At 39.4% G+C, this 15,216-nt stretch carries 14 protein-coding genes, 7 tRNA genes and 1 riboswitch; of the genes, 16 read left to right on the top strand and 5 right to left on the bottom strand.

Translation table 11 applies throughout. The annotated features are described in order from the left end of the window. The first annotated feature begins 1 nt into the window (after position 1). The 10 genes from ACNQFZ_RS06965 to ACNQFZ_RS06920 all read left to right on the top strand — a co-directional run bounded on the left by ACNQFZ_RS06965 (position 2) and on the right by ACNQFZ_RS06920 (position 4,474). Positions 2–75 (top strand) — tRNA-Trp (locus tag ACNQFZ_RS06965). A gap of 8 nt (positions 76–83) precedes the next feature. Next, positions 84–159, top strand: a tRNA-His gene (locus tag ACNQFZ_RS06960). Positions 160–201: 42 nt separating this feature from the next. Then, positions 202–276 (top strand) — tRNA-Gln (locus tag ACNQFZ_RS06955). Between the two features lie 19 nt (positions 277–295). Beyond that, a tRNA-Gly gene (locus ACNQFZ_RS06950) sits at positions 296–370 on the top strand. 1 nt (position 371) lies between these two features. Next, a tRNA-Cys gene (locus tag ACNQFZ_RS06945) sits at positions 372–446 on the top strand. Between the two features lie 16 nt (positions 447–462). After that, positions 463–551: transfer RNA gene (locus ACNQFZ_RS06940), tRNA-Leu, on the top strand. Positions 552–575: 24 nt separating this feature from the next. Beyond that, a tRNA-Leu gene (locus ACNQFZ_RS06935) sits at positions 576–658 on the top strand. Positions 659–976: 318 nt separating this feature from the next. Then, the gene (tnpB, locus tag ACNQFZ_RS06930) at positions 977–2,149 is read left to right on the top strand and encodes an IS200/IS605 family element RNA-guided endonuclease TnpB (RefSeq protein ID WP_458414593.1); all 1,173 of its coding nucleotides are present in this window, start codon (positions 977–979) and stop codon (positions 2,147–2,149) included. A gap of 209 nt (positions 2,150–2,358) precedes the next feature. Then, positions 2,359–2,443: riboswitch (cyclic di-GMP riboswitch) on the top strand. Positions 2,444–2,521: 78 nt separating this feature from the next. Continuing rightward, positions 2,522–3,493: an HNH endonuclease gene (locus tag ACNQFZ_RS06925; protein ID WP_458414592.1), complete on the top strand. Its 972-nt coding sequence runs from the start codon at positions 2,522–2,524 to the stop codon at positions 3,491–3,493. 105 nt (positions 3,494–3,598) lie between these two features. Next, on the top strand, positions 3,599–4,474 hold the full coding sequence (locus ACNQFZ_RS06920) for an SDR family oxidoreductase (RefSeq protein ID WP_458414591.1): 876 nt from the start codon (positions 3,599–3,601) through the stop codon (positions 4,472–4,474). A 101-nt stretch (positions 4,475–4,575) separates the two neighbouring features. Here ACNQFZ_RS06920 and bioC read toward each other — a convergent pair whose 3' ends face one another. The 4 genes from bioC to ACNQFZ_RS06900 all read right to left on the bottom strand — a co-directional run bounded on the left by bioC (position 4,576) and on the right by ACNQFZ_RS06900 (position 7,918). Continuing rightward, the gene (gene bioC, locus ACNQFZ_RS06915; protein ID WP_458414590.1) at positions 4,576–5,391 is read right to left on the bottom strand and encodes a malonyl-ACP O-methyltransferase BioC; all 816 of its coding nucleotides are present in this window, start codon (positions 5,389–5,391) and stop codon (positions 4,576–4,578) included. Further along, a complete protein-coding gene (locus ACNQFZ_RS06910; RefSeq protein ID WP_458414589.1) occupies positions 5,388–6,179 on the bottom strand; it encodes an alpha/beta fold hydrolase in 792 nt (263 codons plus the stop codon). Before ACNQFZ_RS06910 ends, bioC begins: the two co-directional genes overlap by 4 nt. Then, on the bottom strand, positions 6,176–7,360 hold the full coding sequence (gene bioF / locus ACNQFZ_RS06905; RefSeq protein WP_458414588.1) for an 8-amino-7-oxononanoate synthase: 1,185 nt from the start codon (positions 7,358–7,360) through the stop codon (positions 6,176–6,178). The genes ACNQFZ_RS06910 and bioF overlap by 4 nt, the downstream gene beginning before the upstream one ends. Positions 7,361–7,576: 216 nt before the next feature. After that, positions 7,577–7,918, bottom strand: a complete 342-nt coding sequence (locus tag ACNQFZ_RS06900) for a hypothetical protein (RefSeq protein WP_458414587.1) — start codon at positions 7,916–7,918, stop codon at positions 7,577–7,579. A 210-nt stretch (positions 7,919–8,128) separates the two neighbouring features. On the opposite strand from ACNQFZ_RS06900, the gene ACNQFZ_RS06895 reads away from it, so the two are divergent. Then, complete coding sequence (locus ACNQFZ_RS06895) at positions 8,129–8,884, top strand: NUDIX hydrolase (RefSeq protein WP_458414586.1); 756 nt, start codon at positions 8,129–8,131, stop codon at positions 8,882–8,884. Positions 8,885–9,049: 165 nt separating this feature from the next. After that, on the top strand, positions 9,050–9,448 hold the full coding sequence (locus ACNQFZ_RS06890; RefSeq protein WP_458414585.1) for a pyridoxamine 5'-phosphate oxidase family protein: 399 nt from the start codon (positions 9,050–9,052) through the stop codon (positions 9,446–9,448). Between the two features lie 78 nt (positions 9,449–9,526). Here ACNQFZ_RS06890 and ACNQFZ_RS06885 read toward each other — a convergent pair whose 3' ends face one another. Then, a complete protein-coding gene (locus ACNQFZ_RS06885) occupies positions 9,527–10,060 on the bottom strand; it encodes a DUF1259 domain-containing protein (RefSeq protein WP_458414584.1) in 534 nt (177 codons plus the stop codon). A 178-nt stretch (positions 10,061–10,238) separates the two neighbouring features. Here ACNQFZ_RS06885 and ACNQFZ_RS06880 point away from each other — a divergent pair, with 178 nt between their 5' ends. The 4 genes from ACNQFZ_RS06880 (at position 10,239) to ACNQFZ_RS06865 (ending at position 15,164) form a co-directional block, all read left to right on the top strand. After that, entirely contained in the window at positions 10,239–10,790 is a 552-nt protein-coding gene (locus ACNQFZ_RS06880; RefSeq protein WP_458414583.1) for a glycerol-3-phosphate responsive antiterminator, read from the top strand. 184 nt (positions 10,791–10,974) lie between these two features. Beyond that, positions 10,975–11,799, top strand: coding sequence for an MIP/aquaporin family protein (locus ACNQFZ_RS06875; protein WP_458414582.1), 825 nt, complete (start codon positions 10,975–10,977; stop codon positions 11,797–11,799). 56 nt (positions 11,800–11,855) lie between these two features. Beyond that, positions 11,856–13,346, top strand: a complete 1,491-nt coding sequence (gene glpK, locus ACNQFZ_RS06870) for a glycerol kinase GlpK (RefSeq protein ID WP_458414581.1) — start codon at positions 11,856–11,858, stop codon at positions 13,344–13,346. A 156-nt stretch (positions 13,347–13,502) separates the two neighbouring features. After that, positions 13,503–15,164, top strand: a complete 1,662-nt coding sequence (locus ACNQFZ_RS06865) for a glycerol-3-phosphate dehydrogenase/oxidase (RefSeq protein ID WP_458415332.1) — start codon at positions 13,503–13,505, stop codon at positions 15,162–15,164. The last annotated feature ends 52 nt before the right edge of the window (positions 15,165–15,216 follow it).

Raw genomic sequence — 15,216 nt, 5'->3', positions numbered from 1 at the left:
TAGGGGCATAGTTTAACGGTAGAACTGAGGTCTCCAAAACCTCCAGCGTGGGTTCGATTCCTACTGCCCCTGCCAAGATTATGGCGACTGTGGCGAAGTGGTGAACGCACCGGATTGTGGCTCCGGCACTCGTGGGTTCGATTCCCATCAGTCGCCCCATATATAATTATATTAGCCTAGAGCGGCATAAACACTACTCATTGGGCTATAGCCAAGCGGTAAGGCAACGGACTTTGACTCCGTCATTCGCTGGTTCGAATCCAGCTAGCCCAGCCAATTTGATTACTTAAATAATGCGGAAGTAGTTCAGTGGTAGAACACCACCTTGCCAAGGTGGGGGTCGCGGGTTCGAATCCCGTCTTCCGCTCCATGGCGGCATAGCCAAGTGGTAAGGCCAAGGTCTGCAAAACCTTTATCCACCGGTTCGAATCCGGTTGCCGCCTCCATAAAATTTACGCCCCCGCCGGGGTGGCGGAACTGGCAGACGCACAGGACTTAAAATCCTGCGGTAGGTGACTACCGTACCGGTTCGATTCCGGTCCTCGGCACCATTTTAATTTAATATTTTTGCCTATGCCGGTGTGGCGGAATTGGCAGACGCGCACGACTCAAAATCGTGTTCCCAAAAGGAGTGTCGGTTCGACCCCGACCACCGGTATTAAAAAGGTTAATGTTTTGTTTAATCAGAGCATTAATCTTTTTTATTTGTTTAAAATTTATAATATAGCTGAGAACACTCGTGATTTTAATCATGAGATGAATCGGCTTCGGACAAGGCGTGTCTTGGGACACGTCAATTGTACGACATACTTAATTCTGTAGTTAGAAAAATAATCTATTTTGGAACAAATATCCTTGATTAAATCTAGGACATATGTTATTATACACCTAATTAAACAGAACATATGTTTGAATTAACGAGTAATAATCAAAAAGTTTCCTAGTTAAAAAGAGTTGAAGGCGGGGTGAATTAAAAATGAAGGTGAAAAAAGCATACAAATTTAGAATCTATCCTACCAAAAAACAAGAAATTTTAATTGCTAAAACTATTGGTTGTAGTCGTTTCGTCTATAATTACTTTGTAGGAAAACAAAAACAGCAAGATGCGTATTGGCATATCGTGAATGAAATGGTTCAGAATGGTCAACTTCCCCAAAATAATTGGAAGGGTGAATGTTTCAATAAAAACAAATCGATAAAAGCCCTTCCTGAGCTAAAGGAATCATATCCCTTTTTAATAGAAGTCGATAGTATTGCTCTTCAAAAGTCTGTTGAAATTGTCCACGATGCTTACACAAGATATTATAAAAAACAAAATAATGACCCTCGTTTTAAATCTAAAAAAAATCCTGTTCAATCGTACACAACAAAATATGTGAATGGCAATATTGCTGTTTTAGATCAGCATATTAAACTTCCTAAACTTGACCTTGTACGTTTTGCAAAAAGCAAAGAAGTCAACGGTCGTATTATGAATGCTACGATTAGGCGAAATGCGACTGGCAAATACTTTGTATCTATTCTTGTAGAAACGGAAGTACAGCCATTAGAAAAAACAGGCTCGGCAGTGGGAATTGATGTAGGACTTAAAGATTTTGCTACACTTTCCGATGGTACAGTATACGAAAATCCAAAGTTTTTCCGCACATTGGAAGAAAAATTAGTAAAAGCACAGCGTATTCTTTCTAGACGACAAATAAATTCTTCTAATTGGCATAAACAACGTGTAAAAGTCGCAAAGATCCATGAAAAAATCACAAATGCAAGGAAGGATATGCTAGATAAAATCTCAACTCATATTGTCAAAAACCACGACATCATTGGGATTGAGAATTTGTCGGTAAGCAATATGCTTAAAAATAGAAATCTTGCCAAAGCAATTAGTGAAGTATCGTGGTCACAATTTAGAACGATGATAGAGTACAAAGCCAAATGGTATGGAAAGCAAGTAGTAATCGTTGCGAAAACTTTTGCTTCCAGTCAACTATGCTCAAATTGTGGACACCAACATAAAGACGTTAAAAACCTTGCTTTGCGTGAATGGACATGCCCAATGTGCAAATGCCATCACCAACGAGACCTTAACGCAAGTATCAATATTCGCAATGAAGCATTGCGATTAACCGCAGGAACTGTGGAGATAGCCTAATCTAATAGAAACCGATAGGTTTCTGTACGTAGGAATCTCGTGGCTTTAGCCATGAGAGGGTTCAATATTTAATGATATACATATAAAGAGGCTTGGTTTCATATGGGACCAAGTTTTTTTGTGGCTTTATTTAGAGGAAATGGATGCAATTATTCTTTGAAATAGGAGATTAAACTAGTATAATTGGAATAGAACTATTTTCCTAAATATATAGAAAAAGGCAAATTCGCTGAAAAGTGAAGACGCAAAGCTACAGGGACTAAGGTGTTAACACTATGTCAGCCAGTTACCGATTTCATTATAAAGAAGGGGCTAATCGGTATTGACTTGGTTAGCCTCTTTTTGATTTTTTTATAAAAGGTGGGAGAGAACATGGCAGGAATAAAAAGAACTGGTTCTTTTTTAGGTAAAGTGGCAGGAACTATTACGAGTGAACCGATTAAATTTATTGGAAAAAAATTTAATAGCGAATATATACAAGAAATTGGTGATGGAATTAAAAAAGCCACAACAAATACGGGGGTAACGATTGGGAGCATTGCTGAAGGTACATGGTACGCCGCTTCCGGTTTAATTAACAAAGATGAAAATAAACGAGAGGAAGGTATAAAAGAATTAAAAAATACCGCAATTCAAACTGCCAAGGGAATGGGGCATTCTATAAAAGGTACATATATAAATGGAAAAGATGTTGTCCAAGGAGTAGTCACCAATGATAAGGACCAATTAATAAAAGGGGCTAAAGGAATTGGCAAAACTGTTGCTATTGCTACTCTTGCAGTGGGGGCATTAGATGCATTGGATATCATTGATGTTGTGGATCTAAATCTAGATGGAGTGGACAACCATGTACAAGCTGCCACTATTGATAGTGATACGGGGGTAGAGGTTGGGGATACGAGTGATATTGGGGACGAACAAATTCATCATATCGAAACACGCAATGATGATTTAGCAGGTGAGCATCACCCTGTAACGGGCATTGAGTTTGAATCTAAGGTTATCACCCTTCCTTCAGGAGAAGTGATTGAAGGTGTCTTTCCAGAGTTTGATAGTGAATACACAATTAGCCTACCGGAATCTATGTATCTGGAAAGTGATGATACACATTTTTCATATGCAAATGAACAATTAGCGGAAGCTATTAATCAAAATCCTGCGATTGGGAATGAATTTAGTGATTCACAAAGAGCACAAATTTTTGCGAATGAAACGCCTGATGGGTATACATGGCATCATAGTGAAGAACCTGGAAAACTTGAATTAGTAGATGAAGAGATTCATGCCGATACAGGGCACGATGGGGGAAGAGAGCTATGGGGCGGTGGAAGTGAAAACCGATAATATGTCTACATATCCTGCTAAAACACCTAACAAGTTGGTAACAATATAACTGGGTATATTTGTAACAAGTGTTTTTAATCAAACAATTTCTGGAGGAAAGTGACAATGAAAATGTTAGTTACAGGTGCAACAGGGAAATTTGGCAGTAAAGTAGTAGAGATTTTATTAAAGACTGTACCGGCTAGTCAACTTGCTGTCAGTGTTCGAAATCCTGAGAAAGCGGAACGATTGCAGGCTCGAGGAGTAGAAGTTCGCCAAGGAAATTTTGATCAACCCGAAAGCCTCGATGCTGCTTTTGCAGGTATTGATCGATTATTAATTATTTCAGCGGATAAAGATAATGAGACAAGGATTCGTCAGCACGGTTATGCGGTAGCCGCGGCAGAGCGTGCCGGAGTTAGGTTCATTGCGTATACAAGTATTGTGGATGCCCAGGAAAGTCAAAACTTATTTGCCCCAACACATAAGGAAACAGAAGCAGCCATTTTGAAAACAGGTATTCCATACTGCTTCTTGCGTAATAACTGGTATTTGGAGAATGAAATTCCCGGTATTGAAGGTGTCTTGGCCGGGGCCCCATGGGTAACATCAGCAGGAAATGGAAAGGTAGGTTGGGCATTGCAACAAGATTATGCAGAGGCAGCGGCCACAGTGTTATCAGGGGATGGGCACGAAAATACAATCTACGAGCTTTCCGGTAAGCTATGGACTCAGGAAGAGTTTGTAACCGCCCTTGGTCATGTAATAGGTAAAGAAGTACAGATAGAGAAGGTTGATGATGCTACTTATGCTGAGATCATGAAAGGTGCAGGTTTACCAGATTTTCTGCTTCCTATGCTTGTCGACATCCAAAAAAGTATTCGTGTGGGTTCATTAGCTATAGAGAGCGATGATTTTGAGAAACTTCTTGGTCGTCCGGCTACACCAATCAATGAGGCTTTAAAGCAAATTGTTAGCCAGATTTCTCAAAGGGAGAATTAAATATTCAAAATCATCTTTTCTCATTTGCAGCATCAATCATCGATATCACTGTTTAACGAGTGGAAAATTTCAGGGAAACGGTAGAACCGTCTCCCTGTTTCTTAAGGAGTTTCAATAGAAAAATACAGACAATGGTACGTAGCAGGAATGTTGTTGCCGATTCTGTAATGGCAATCGTAAATTCGAATCATTTCCTTTAAAATTGAAGGGTTTAGGCAATAGTCTTCCTGATTGCTATTATTTGCACCAATCTTTTTTATTGATGTAAGAAAGTCCCAAACTGTCTCAAATGTTTCAACTTCATGCATTTCTTCATAATGTATTTGAATAGGATATGCTCGTAAAGCAGACTTACATAAGGTAGCTAATTCATTAAGAGAATAAAACGACTGCCCTAATTTATACCTTTTCGTAGGCGAGATTCGCTCTTGTGCTTTTTGAAATGAGGTGTGCAGTTCATGAAACGTGAAGTTTCCAAAGGTAGAAAAGTAAAGCCGGCCACCACTGTGAAGTGTTTCATAGAATTTTTTAATTGTCTTTTCCAACTTATTAAACCATTGGAATGTTGCATTTGAAATGATAATATGATAGCAATCGTTAAACTCAAGTTCTTCAGCATCACCACATATGAACATCACCCGTTCGTCATTGATTCTTTTTTTTGCCATATCAATCATGCCCGGAGCTAAGTCAACCGCTGTTATTTGACAACGGGGGAAATAATGTAATAGACGCTCGGTTAAATAGCCCGTTCCACAGCCAATTTCTAGAATACGTACGGCTCCTTGATCGCATAGATTTCCACCATTTACTAATGTTAACAGACGATTAGCCATCTTTCTTTGAATATTTGCAAATTCATCGTATATATGTGCCTGCTTTGTGAAACGCTTTTGTAACAACTGCTTATTTATCATATAAAATCTCCTTTGATCTCATACTTATCATTTGGGCCAGATTGTAACGAAGCCGCGATGAATGTTTGAATCCACTCATTACATTTCTCTGTTTGAGTAAAAAATGGAAGATGACCTGTAAACGGTAGTGTTTTTAATACAGTATTTCCACTCAACTGTTTAAGAATATAGGCCGCTGCTGTTCTAGGGCAAACTTGATCCTCTTCACCATGAATTAAAAGCAATGGGCTTAAGATTTTTGCTAATTCGTTCCGACAATCCATTTGATTAAGATAATCAAGACCAAGTACTAATGACTCCTCATCATCCTCATGGATCTTATATCCGTCAAGCAATAGAAATTTCTCCAACTCACCTTTTGCAATCTCGCTTTCTGAAAACATAGATTTGTAAAAAGATAGCAAGGTCTTTCTTCGATCGTGTTTTATATTCTTTTTCATTCGTTCAACGATTCTTGCAGGCCATCCAGAGTCATACCTGTTTTCCGGGTCGATCGTAAATCGACTTGTTCCACCAAGCAAGATAATCCCAAGTACCTCTTTTGGGTAGTTTAGGGCAATGTCTAAAGCAACAATTGAGCCGAGTGAACAACCCAAAAGAAAAAATGATTGTAATTTTTCTTCTGCTATTAGGTCAGAAACTCTTTGTTTAAAATCTGAGATTTTATGTATGCCTTGCCAATTAATAAAGTAAAGCTGATATTGTTTTTCTAATTCACTTTGTAAAGGAGACCAAATCTGTTGATCAAGTCCCCAGCCTGGTAATAGAATGATTGATTCAGTGTTCACTCGATAACCCCCAAAATACGACCGATATGCGCAATTTTTTCAATAGCCTGCTCTAAGTCACTCCTTTCATGAGTTGCCATCATCGTGAAACGAATCCGAGCTTGTCCTTCTGGTACTGTAGGGGGACGTATAGCAATGGCAGCGATTCCTTCCTGTTGAAGCATTTGACTAAATTGCATAGTTAGCTCGTTAGTGCCGATAATAACTGGTATAATTTGCGATTCACAATCACCAATTTCAAAACCAAACTTTTTTAAAGATGAAATAAAATAATGACTATGTTCCATTAGTTGCGTTCTTCTGAATGACTCACTCCTAACTATGTCGATAGCAGCCTTAATAGAGCCTAAGGTAGACGGAGGGAGCGCTGTCGTGAATATAAAGCTGCGCATTTTATTCATTAAGTATTCAATCAGCCACCTACGGGCAACAACATAGGCGCCATAAGAACCTAAGGCTTTACTAAAAGTTCCCATATGAATATCAACCTGGTTGTGGAGGTTACGTGCATGAACCAATCCCTCACCTTGGTCACCAAAGACTCCACTGCTATGGGCATCGTCTATCATTAAGATGGCGTTATACTGTTCCTTAAGGAATACAAGCCCTTCCAACGGCGCAATATCTCCATCCATACTAAAGACTGTATCTGTTATAATTAGTTTCCTCTGTTTCGATGGACATCGCTTCAAGAGGGATTCTAAATGATCTAAATCACGATGGCGATAGCGCTGAAATTTAGCCCGACTTAAGATTATCCCATCGACGATGCTCGCATGATTATACTTATCGCTGAAAATAATGCCGTTTCGATCCATTAAGGCCGATATAATGCCAACATTAGCTGTAAAACCACTATTCAGTATCAGGCCACTTTCCATGCCTTTCCACTCAATTAGCGAAGCCTCCGCTTCCTCATACAATGGATAGTTGCCAACGATTAGACGTGAAGCCGTTGACCCAGCCCCGTACTTATTCAATGCCGTTATGGCTGCTTGTACTAACCGCTCATCACCTGCTAAGCCAAGGTAATTATTAGATGCTAAATTAAGCATGTGCTGACCATTAAAATATAGCCATGTCGATGGTGCATCTTCATTCTTTGTCAATACTCTTTTTTGAAAGTGGAGCTCTAATTTGTCTAACTCTTTTTTTAAATCGTATGTCCATATTTGATGCATTTTTGATTATCCCTCCCCGTCTATTTTATTTCTATAATATGTTAACCTAATATAAATATTGGTTAACATATATAAAATACCATATATTGTATAGCACTTCAATAACAGTAGGGTAATAATCAGAACAGGGGGACAGGTGCGCTGTCCCACCGGGACGAAGTACCTGTCCCCCTGAAAGTAAGGAGTGGCATTATTTTTGTCCACTCTTTTCTATTTTCATGAGTACAATTCCCTCAATTTCTCGACCATATTATTTTTCAATACATCCCTCTGCATAATTTGTGTATCAAAGTATCCCCGGCAAGTAAACGGATATTCAACACTAAATTCATCCTTTCTCATTTCTTGAATATGAATACCCTTGCTCCGTAAATGTTTGTGTAGCTGTTGCAACTCCTTGTGGCCTTTTTCAATTTTTCCAAGGATAAAGTTATAATGAGGTTTTTTTATTTTAATTTTTGACATTTCGATTGCATCAAGTTCTTTCATAAGCAACTTTAAGGTATTGTCCAATACTATGAATTTACATACTAAGTTTTTATCTTCTGGATCAATCATCGATATCACCCTTAAACAGAACATTTGTTTGTGTTTATATTGTATCAAAATATTGTGTCAAGTCAAAGCCAGTTGAAAGGTTTTTATTGTTAAACTAGTACTACAATTTAGTACGTGGAAAATATTAGGTAAACAGTAGAACCGTCCCCGTGTTTTTAGCATACAAATAAGGGATTTCAGTTTTTAATGCCAAATGAAACGGGGATTAACATGTTTTACAGAAGGGAAACGTTCCATGTTTTACCGGAAAAGGTACATGAGTTTAATGAGTTTTTTCACGAGTATATTCTTCCTAATCAAGTGAAAAACGGGGCTAAAATAACTGGTCGGTGGGTGACAGAGGCCCAAAATGAAATTATGGTTATGTGGGAATATCCAAGTTTTGAAGAATATCAGAAAATCGAAGAGCGGGTTGTAAAAGATAAAATGCATGAAGAAGCACAAAAACGGCTGTCTGAGTTAAACAATTTATATGTAAGCACCTATCAAGACTTTTTAAAGCCAACAGGGGATTATCATTCCCCCAAGCAGTCCGTTACGGTTAGTGGTTTTATTACAAATAAACTGGGAGAAGTATTATTGGTGCAGACTTATTGGCGCCCGGATACATGGGAGCTTCCCGGTGGAGGGGTTGATGAGGGAGAAACGCTCGACGTTGCCCTTTGTCGAGAGATTTTTGAGGAGACTGGTATTGAAGTGGAGCTCCACGGGATTTCAGGTGTCTATTCAAATGGGAGTACTATTTCCATCGTGTTCCGCGGGACGTGGATTGGTGGAGAATTGAAAACTTCTTCGGAAACAAAAGATGTTCGTTTTGTGCAATTGGATTCAGCCAATCTTTTACAGTATATTCGTCGAAAAAAATTCGTTCCACGAGTGTTGGATGCAATGAAAGGTTATCTTGTACCTTATGAGGCCTTTAAGGTGCGACCGTATGAATTGTTAAAAAGAGCGGGTGGTAGTTAAGGCGGGATTGGTGCGCTGTCCCACCGGGACGAAGTACCTGTCCCCCCATTGTTTCTTTTTTTTCTAAAAGTGTGACGAAGTTCTTTGACAAAAAAAATGGAAATCTATAATTTTGAATTGGACGCACATTTACTAGAATTTGAATTTTAGAAAAGGGGTAAAAACATGGCAGTTCTTACACAAGAAATGAAAGACATGGTTGGTAATTACCAATGCTTCATCGGTACGGTAAGCAAAGAGGGTGCGCAAAATATTGGTCCAAAAATGTCAACAAGAGTTTTGGACGATGAAACATTAATTTTTAATGAAGGCACTGGCGGTGCTACATACCAAAATATCTTGGATGGCTCTAATGTTGTGGTTGCTGTTGTGAACAGAGACCTTCCTGATGGTTATCGTTTTATTGGTAAGCCTGAAGTTCAAACAAGTGGAGAAATTTATGAAAAAGCAGCAGCTTTCGCGGAACAAATTGGCAAACGTGCCCCAAAAGCGGTTGTTTTAATACATATTGAAGAAATTCATAGCCTTAAACCAGGTCCAACGGCTGGTAAGAAAATTAGCTAATATAAATATCTGACATTGTTACAAAAACAAAGCCATTTGTGTCATTTTTAAGTGAGCACAAATGGCTTTTAAATAAGGCTAAAATAATCTTGCTTCTTTAGCTGCCTCAATACTATTTGTAGCAAACTCGACTGGATCTCCAACGTTTTCCCAGTGCATATACATTAATCGAGGGTCGTCAAAAAGCCAGTGATTGTGGAGTGCTGTTACGATAATGCCCCTAGCGCGTAATGCTGATAGGAAAGGATTAATTTCCTTTTGTAAAATAACAGTTTCCCCAAGATTTAGAGTTTTTCCCTTTTGATTATTTTCAAAAGAAAGTGCAAATGGAAGTGATAATGGGGAGCGGGTACGACGTCCTAAAATAGAGGCTCTAATATTGCGAAGGCGTTGAACTACACAGACAGGGGTAGATGTAATTACCTCTCCGCCGATAATATTGGCAAGTTCCTGGCACATAGAGGTGTTCATAGTACCCTGATTGTCCGTTTGCGGTTTTCTTCTCCCCATTGTAGTACCTTGCACATCAGTGCTGGGTGCAAGGGTATTATTAGAATTTGAGGCACGGTAGTAATTTTGATTACCATTGTTATCGTATTCTTTCCTTATCATTTTAAATCAACTCCAAGTCTTTATACTGTATTAATAATTTATTCAGAAGAATAGAATGTGAATGGTTATTTGTCCGAGTATAAAAGCCCTTTTATTGGGGGGGCTAAAAATGGATGAATCAGTGGCAAAATAATAATATGGAAATAACGAATGAAAAAATGAAAGGAACAATGAATGAATGGAACAAAAAATACTACCTGCTTCTACAAATATGAAGGAGTTCGAACGCTTCTTAAAAAGTAGCTATAATATCGGTATTTTTTTGGACATGCATATTAGCCAATTAAAAAATATCAATATGATGGCTAAAGAAAAAGGAAAAAAGATGATTTACCATGTGGATTTAATCCATGGCATTAAAAATGATGAGTATGCCACAGAATATATTTGTCAGGAATTTAAACCATTTGGCCTAATTTCTACAAAAGCTGGCGTGATTACAAAAGCGAAACAAAAAGGGGTTATTGCTGTCCAAAGGATTTTTCTCATTGATTCCCATGCTCTTGAAAAAAGCTATCAGCTCCTTGAAAAAACACTTCCAGATTATATCGAGGTTTTGCCGGGGGCGATGCCACATATGATTAAAGAGGTGAGGGAGCGGGTCAAGATTCCAATTTTTGCAGGCGGTTTTATTCGAAAACCAGAGGATGTTCATAATGCCTTAGATGCAGGTGCAACAGCGATTACGACATCTAAAAGAGAGCTTTGGGAGCTGTTTGGGAGCAATTAGCAATGGAAAAGTGAAACAAATGGTTGACAACGTTTTCATGCAAGTTTATTATAATAATTAAGTTAATAAACGTGACGGAGAAATGGAGACTCACACAGATACCCTATTTTTTAGGTTTTTCTGCTGTGGTCTCCCTTTTTTTTGCCACAAATTTTTCATAAGGTAAAAAGAAAGGGGATATATTATGACGCCTTTTATTGGAGAAATGATAGGGACCATGATTTTAATAGTTTTTGGAGCAGGAATTGGGGCAGGGTCATCCCTAAAAAAGTCGTATGCTCAAAATGCAGGATGGATTGTAATTACTCTAGCTTGGGGTCTTGCCGTAACAATGGGTGTATTTGCAGTCGGCTCAATCAGTGGAGCTCATTTAAATCCAGCTGTTACAATAGCATTGGCGATTAACGGAAGTTTTCCATGGTCGCAAGTGCCGGGGTATATTGTAGCGCAAATGATTGGCGCAATGTTAGGTGCAGCAATCGTTTATCTGCAATACTTGCCGCATTGGGCCGTGACAGAGGACCCGGCAGCAAAGCTTGGCGTTTTTGCAACTTCACCTGCGATACCACATACTTTTTCAAACCTATTAAGTGAAATCATCGGTACATTTATTCTTGTACTTGGGTTACTATTTATTGGAGCAAATAAATTTACTGAAGGTTTAAATCCATTGGCAGTTGGTCTTTTAATCGTTGTGATTGGTATGTCTTTAGGGGGAACGACGGGCTATGCAATCAATCCTGCTCGTGACCTTGGACCTCGTATTGCCCATTTCTTACTGCCGATTCCCGGGAAGGGCGGCTCCAACTGGGGATATTCATGGATACCGGTTGTTGGACCTTTTTTGGGCGGCTCATTGGGAGCAGTATTTTATAAAGCAGTATTCGTAGGAAAAATGACAGGTGCATTTTGGACTGTAGTTGTTATAAATTTACTAGTTCTAATCGTGGCTTATTCTTTTAGTAAAAAAATAACGAATACCATGGGTGAAGCTAAAAAAGCTGCTTAGGCTTGAGTTTATTTCATACTAATTTTAAGGTTAAATAATTAGGGGGAGAGATTAGAATGGAAAAATATATATTATCTTTAGACCAAGGAACAACAAGTTCACGTGCTATTCTCTTTAATAAAAAAGGTGAGATCGTTCGCGTTGCTCAAAAGGAATTTACTCAATATTTTCCGAATGCTGGTTGGGTGGAACATAATGCCAATGAAATATGGGGTTCCATTCTCTCAGTTCTAGCCGAAGTTTTGTCTGAGTCTGGTACAAGGCCCGAGCAAATTGCTGGCATCGGCATCACAAATCAGCGTGAAACAACGATTGTTTGGGATAAAGAAACAGGGGAGCCTGTGTACAATGCAATCGTTTGGCAATCTCGGCAGACTAGTGAGATTTGTGAAGAGCTAAAAGAAAAGGAATACAACGATTTATTCCGTGAAAAGACAGGGCTGTTGATTGACCCTTATTTCTCAGGGACAAAGGTAAAATGGATTTTAAACCATGTAGAAGGTGCCCTCGAGAAGGCTGAACAAGGAAAATTATTATTTGGTACGGTCGATACTTGGTTGGTTTGGAAACTTTCCGGTGGTAGAGCCCATGTGACGGATTATTCCAATGCATCAAGGACCCTTATGTATAATATTCATGAACTAAAATGGGATGATGAGCTATTGAAAGTTTTAGGTGTGCCTAAATCCATGCTGCCAGAAGTTCGTCCTTCTTCTGAAGTTTATGCTCATACAGTTGATTATCATTTCTTTGGAAAGGAAGTACCTATTGCCGGTATTGCAGGCGATCAGCAAGCAGCTTTGTTTGGTCAGGCTTGTTTTAGTGAAGGCATGGCGAAAAACACCTATGGCACAGGCTGCTTCATGTTGATGAATACAGGTGAAAAAGCGGTACGCTCCAATAATGGTTTGTTAACGACAATTGCCTGGGGAATCGATGGCAAGGTTAACTATGCACTCGAAGGCAGTATTTTTGTTGCGGGTTCAGCAATTCAATGGCTTCGAGATGGCCTCCGCATGATTAAAGATGCCAAAGATAGCGAAGAATATGCGTCAAGGGTTTCTTCTACAGATGGAGTCTATGTTGTTCCCGCCTTTGTCGGCCTTGGTACTCCGTATTGGGATAGCGATGTCCGCGGTGCAGTTTTTGGCGTAACTCGTGGGACATCAAAGGAACATTTTATCCGTGCTACGCTTGAATCTCTAGCGTACCAGGCAAAAGATGTATTATCAGCGATGGAAGCAGACTCAGGAATTGATTTGAAAACACTACGTGTAGATGGTGGAGCCGTAAAGAACAACTTCTTAATGGAATTCCAAAGTGATCTTCTAAACGTTCCTGTTGAAAGACCAACAATCAATGAAACGACTGCACTTGGAGCCGCGTATTTGGCAGGGCTTGCCGTGGGCTTCTGGGAAAGCCAGGATGAAATCTCAACTCAATGGGCAGTTGATCGCAAGTTTGCTCCAAAAATGGATGAAACAAGCCGTGTAAATTTATATGGTGGCTGGCAAAAGGCTGTTCGCGCCGCTATGGCATTTAAGTAATTATTTTCTATAGATAAAATCATGTTTATTATGATATACTAAAACCAAGTTAATAAATCGGTTGGAGATTAGGAGAGACCACAAAGCATTATCATTATGGATAGTGTCTTTTGTGGTCTCTTTTTGTTTTTAAGCCGATTAAGGGAGGACTTTATGATGAATTTTTCAAATTTATATAGAAATGAAATTGTAAATCAATTAAAAACGGAAAACTATGATGTTCTAGTAATCGGCGGTGGAATTACTGGAGCTGGTATTGCGCTGGATGCCGAAACACGTGGAATAAAAACAGCGCTTGTAGAGATGCAGGATTTTGCTGCGGGTACTTCCAGCCGGTCAACAAAACTTGTCCATGGCGGCCTTCGCTATTTAAAACAATTTGAAGTAAAAATGGTTGCCGAAGTAGGGCAAGAAAGGGCAATTGTTTACGAGAACGGCCCACATGTCACAACACCTGAATGGATGCTGCTTCCAATTCATAAAGGCGGTACTTTTGGAAAATTCAGCACATCAATCGGCCTTCGTCTGTATGATTATTTAGCAAGGGTAAAGAAAAATGAGCGCCGCTCCATGCTATCTGTAGCACAAACACTTGAGAAAGCACCTCTTGTTAAGAAAACGGGGCTTAAGGGTGGCGGTTATTATGTTGAATATCGCACTGATGATGCAAGATTAACAATTGAAGTCATGAAAGCCGCTCATGAAAAAGGGGCTGCCCTTTTAAACTATACAAAAGTGGAAGAATTAATTTATGACAACGGCAAAGTTGTTGGTGCATTAGTAGAGGATCAGTTAACAGGTGAAAAATACGAAATCCGCGCAAAAGTGGTTGTAAACGCAGCAGGCCCATGGGTTGATAAGATTCGTGAACTTGATCATTCAAAGAAAGGGAAAGTGCTGCAATTATCAAAGGGCGTACACATTGTGATTGACCAATCTAAGTTCCCATTAAAGCAAGCGGTATATTTTGATACCCCTGATGGACGTATGGTATTTGCCATTCCACGTGAAGGTAAAGCATATGTTGGAACAACGGATACATTTTATGATGAGGATGCTATAAAACCGACAATGACTCTAAGTGACAGAAGCTATATTCTCAAAGCAATTCACTATATGTTCCCAGATGTGAAAATTACTGAAAATGATATTGAATCAAGCTGGGCTGGTGTCCGTCCGCTTATTTACGAAGAGGGTAAAAGTGCATCGGAAATCTCAAGGAAAGATGAAATTTGGGAATCTGAGTCAGGTCTTGTAACGATTGCAGGCGGAAAATTAACAGGCTACCGAAAAATGGCGGAAACGATTGTTGATGTCCTGGCGAAAATACTTACAGCTAGTGAGGGCCACAATTATCCTGCCTGCAAAACAAAACACATGCCTATCTCCGGGGGAGACATAGGTGGATCAAGCAAATTTTCAACTTTTGTTAACTCACAAGTTGTAGCAGGTGTAGCAGCTGGCTTATCAACGGAAGAAGCAAGAGACCTTGCAAAACGTTATGGGTCCAATGTATCTACAGTTTTTGAGCTATTGAAAAAACATAAGAGCGGCGCACTGAAATACGGACTGCCACTTCCGCTATTTGCTAAATTAATCTATGCTATTGAAAATGAAATGGTGGTCACACCAATCGACTTTTTCAACCGCCGTACAGGCGCAATTTTATTCGACATTAAAACGGTTAGACAATGGGAAAACAAAGTCATTGCTTACATGAAGGATCGTTTTGGTTGGAATGAAAAAACACTTCAAAACTATACAATCGCATTAGAAAATGCTTTAGTAGAAGCGGTTGTACCGGTGGAGGAAAGATAACGGGACACGGGGACAGGTACACTGTCCCGGCCTGTTGTTGCTTTACTGGCGT

The organism is Schinkia acidoalkalinis, from assembly GCF_054301215.1.
Note: the sequence above shows the minus strand (reverse complement) of the source record. Positions and strands in the feature narration are given on the sequence as shown.

Excerpts from the sequence above, each read along its gene's own strand:
- bioC (WP_458414590.1), bottom strand. The coding sequence starts at position 5,391 with ATGATAAATAAGCAGTTGTTACAAAAGCGTTTCACAAAGCAGGCACAT.
- ACNQFZ_RS06865 (WP_458415332.1), top strand. The coding sequence starts at position 13,503 with ATGAATTTTTCAAATTTATATAGAAATGAAATTGTAAATCAATTAAAA.
- tnpB (WP_458414593.1), top strand. The coding sequence starts at position 977 with ATGAAGGTGAAAAAAGCATACAAATTTAGAATCTATCCTACCAAAAAA.
- ACNQFZ_RS06890 (WP_458414585.1), top strand. The coding sequence starts at position 9,050 with ATGGCAGTTCTTACACAAGAAATGAAAGACATGGTTGGTAATTACCAA.
- ACNQFZ_RS06900 (WP_458414587.1), bottom strand. The coding sequence starts at position 7,918 with ATGATTGATCCAGAAGATAAAAACTTAGTATGTAAATTCATAGTATTG.
- ACNQFZ_RS06895 (WP_458414586.1), top strand. The coding sequence starts at position 8,129 with ATGTTTTACAGAAGGGAAACGTTCCATGTTTTACCGGAAAAGGTACAT.
- ACNQFZ_RS06920 (WP_458414591.1), top strand. The coding sequence starts at position 3,599 with ATGAAAATGTTAGTTACAGGTGCAACAGGGAAATTTGGCAGTAAAGTA.
- ACNQFZ_RS06925 (WP_458414592.1), top strand. The coding sequence starts at position 2,522 with ATGGCAGGAATAAAAAGAACTGGTTCTTTTTTAGGTAAAGTGGCAGGA.
- glpK (WP_458414581.1), top strand. The coding sequence starts at position 11,856 with ATGGAAAAATATATATTATCTTTAGACCAAGGAACAACAAGTTCACGT.
- ACNQFZ_RS06875 (WP_458414582.1), top strand. The coding sequence starts at position 10,975 with ATGACGCCTTTTATTGGAGAAATGATAGGGACCATGATTTTAATAGTT.
- ACNQFZ_RS06885 (WP_458414584.1), bottom strand. The coding sequence starts at position 10,060 with ATGATAAGGAAAGAATACGATAACAATGGTAATCAAAATTACTACCGT.
- bioF (WP_458414588.1), bottom strand. The coding sequence starts at position 7,360 with ATGCATCAAATATGGACATACGATTTAAAAAAAGAGTTAGACAAATTA.
- ACNQFZ_RS06880 (WP_458414583.1), top strand. The coding sequence starts at position 10,239 with ATGGAACAAAAAATACTACCTGCTTCTACAAATATGAAGGAGTTCGAA.